We start from the raw sequence: 2,356 nt of genomic DNA, 5'->3' as shown, positions 1-2,356 counted from the left end.
CTCGCTGTCCTTCGACAACGCGGTGGTCAACGCCGGGATCCTGAAGAAGATGAATGCCTTCTGGCCTGACCGACGTCGGCCCGGTCGAGGTTTGGGATGATCATGCTTCCAGCTTCGATGAACCACTTGGATCCGCAGTTGATCGCGATGCTGATCGACCGTGCCCGCTCCGACGGGCTCCAGCTGACTGGGGAGGGCGGGCTGCTGCAGCAGTTGACCAAGCGGGTACTCGAGTCCGCCCTGGAGGGCGAGATCACCGATCACGTCGGCTACGACAAGCACGACGCGGCCGGCGGGCCGTCGCCCAGGATCGGAACACCCCCGCGTCGGCGGGAAGGACTGCGCCACGATGAGCTGCTCGGGCCGAATGACCGGAACACCCCAATCGGGAAAAGCACGTCGACCGTGTACCGGGAACCCTGGTGGGCGCACAACCAGGCACTGCTGCGCAGACAGCGCCCGAAGACCGAGAAGATCCGGGAGCATGCTCCGTTGCGCTCCGTGGTCCGTGACAAGCTCGCGTCGCACGGTCGACCAGCGTCCCGATCGCTGACCGCTGGCCGCGGCCGATGATCCCAGGTGAGCGTTCTGCGGGCCGCGGGAGGCAGGTCGGCGGTCTGTCCGGTCCTCCGCGGCCTCGTGTTCGGTGATGGTCTCGCTCATCAGGCGTCTCCTTGATCATCGGATCCGCCGTCTATTGGACACTCCCCGACAACGCCGGCCGCGGCCTCCTGGCCGAGGTGCCGGTCGTCTTCACCACCGAGAGCGGCGCCGGCCGCCTGAGCGGCAACGCGCTCGGCCTCTCCTTCTGGCAGACCGCCGAGCTCAAGCGGCCCGACGGCGGCACCGTGACCGTCACCGGCGTGCCCGCCCGGCACGGCCCCGTGGGCTGTGAGCCGATCACCGGCGACGTCATCGGGTTCATGCTCACCTCCGACGACCTGCCCTCGGTCTACGTCAGCGGCGACAACGCCGCCCTGGAGCACGTCAAGGAGATCGCCGAGAGGTTCGCCCCGGTGGACACCGCGATCCTCTTCCTCGTCGGCGCTCGCGTGCCCTTCGCCTTCGACGGCGCCCTGCTCACCCTCGACAGCGCCCAAGGCGCCGAGGCCGCCAAGACACTCGGCGCCCGACGCGTCGTCCCCGCCCACTACGACAGCTGGGCCCACATCCAGGAAGGCCACGGCGAGATCCAGGCCGCCTTCGCCGAAGTCGGCCTCGCCGACCGCCTCGACTTCGCCCGATGCCCCCGACCGAACCCACGGAGACCACGATGACCACTGCCAACCTCGACCTGGCCCACGCTTACTTCCAGGCCGTGCAGACCGGAGACATGGCCGCCCTCGGCGGCCTCCTCGACGAGCAGATCGTCTGGCACCAGCCCGGTGCCAACCAGTTCTCCGGCGACCACAAGGGCCAGGGCGCCGTCTTCCAGATGCCCGGCAGCATGATGGAGGCCAGCCAGGGCACCTTCGCCATCGACAAGATCCGCTCCCTCATGGGCAACGGCGACCTGGTCGCCGCCACCATCCACTTCACCGGCCGCCGCGGCGACACGTCCATGGCCATGGACGGCGTGGACCTCCTGCGCATCCAGAACGGCAAGATCACCGAGATGTGGCTCTTCTCCGGCGACCAGAACGCCGAAGACGCCTTCTGGGGCCGCTGACACCCACCGTGTGCCCCGAGGCCGACCCGGCGCTTGGCGACGGCCCCACCAGTGAAAGGCATCGCGTGCGGAAGATGACCGACGAGCAGTGGAGGGCGTTCGTCACGCACGGCACCCGCACCGGCAAGCTGTCGACCGTCAAAGCCGACGGCAGGCCGCACGTCACACCGGTCTGGTTCCTGCTCGACGGTGACGACATCGTGCTTACCACCGAGAAGGACGGCGTCAAGGGCCGCAACCTCGCCCGCGACGGACGCTTCGCCCTCTGCGTCGAAGACGACCACCCCCCATACGTGTTCGTCATCCTCCAAGGACACGCCGACACCTCCGCGAAACCCGACGAGATGCTGCACTGGGGCGGCCTCCTCGGCGCCCGCTACATGGGCGAAGACCGCACCCTGCCGGCTGGGGCGCGCGTGTCGTTCGCCCGCACCCCCGTCGCCGACGGCGACACCGTGACGGTCGACGAGGGGCTGGTGCTACGCGCGATCGCCACTCCCGGGCACACCCCGCACCACACCTCCTATGCCCTCACCGAGGACGGGCGGGGTGTGGCGGTGTTCACCGGTGGATCCCTGCTGATCGGCACCGTTGGCCGCCCCGATCTCGTCGAGCCGCGGCTGACCGAGCAACTGGCCCGCGCCCAGCACGCCTCCGCCCACCGGCTGGCCGACGAGCTGGACGACG

Annotated in this window: 2 protein-coding genes and 2 pseudogenes; all 4 read left to right on the top strand. The window is 69.3% G+C overall.

What is annotated here, in order from left to right; translation table 11 throughout:
• Positions 1-53: 53 nt before the first annotated feature.
• Positions 54-294: pseudogene (locus ABZ281_RS46245) on the top strand (IS256 family transposase); the annotation flags it as partial.
• A 416-nt stretch (positions 295-710) separates the two neighbouring features.
• A pseudogene (locus ABZ281_RS46240) lies at positions 711-1,277 on the top strand (MBL fold metallo-hydrolase); the annotation flags it as partial.
• Positions 1,274-1,669 carry a nuclear transport factor 2 family protein gene (locus ABZ281_RS46235; RefSeq protein ID WP_356664495.1) on the top strand — a complete coding sequence of 132 codons (396 nt, stop codon included), beginning with the start codon at positions 1,274-1,276 and terminating at the stop codon, positions 1,667-1,669. The pseudogene ABZ281_RS46240 and the gene ABZ281_RS46235, both read left to right, overlap by 4 nt.
• A 74-nt stretch (positions 1,670-1,743) precedes the next feature.
• On the top strand, positions 1,744-2,356 hold a 613-nt coding region (locus tag ABZ281_RS46230), incomplete at its 3' end, for a TIGR03618 family F420-dependent PPOX class oxidoreductase (RefSeq protein ID WP_356664493.1).

Source organism: Streptomyces sp. NPDC006265 (genome assembly GCF_040613555.1).
In the GTDB taxonomy this organism is placed as follows: Bacteria; Actinomycetota; Actinomycetes; order Streptomycetales; family Streptomycetaceae; genus Streptomyces.
The sequence above is the reverse complement of the archived record's forward strand: the minus strand, read 5'-3'. Positions and strand labels throughout refer to the sequence as shown.

Coding starts and splice junctions, on each gene's coding strand:
- ABZ281_RS46235 (WP_356664495.1), top strand. CDS start 1,274: ATGACCACTGCCAACCTCGACCTGGCCCACGCTTACTTCCAGGCCGTG.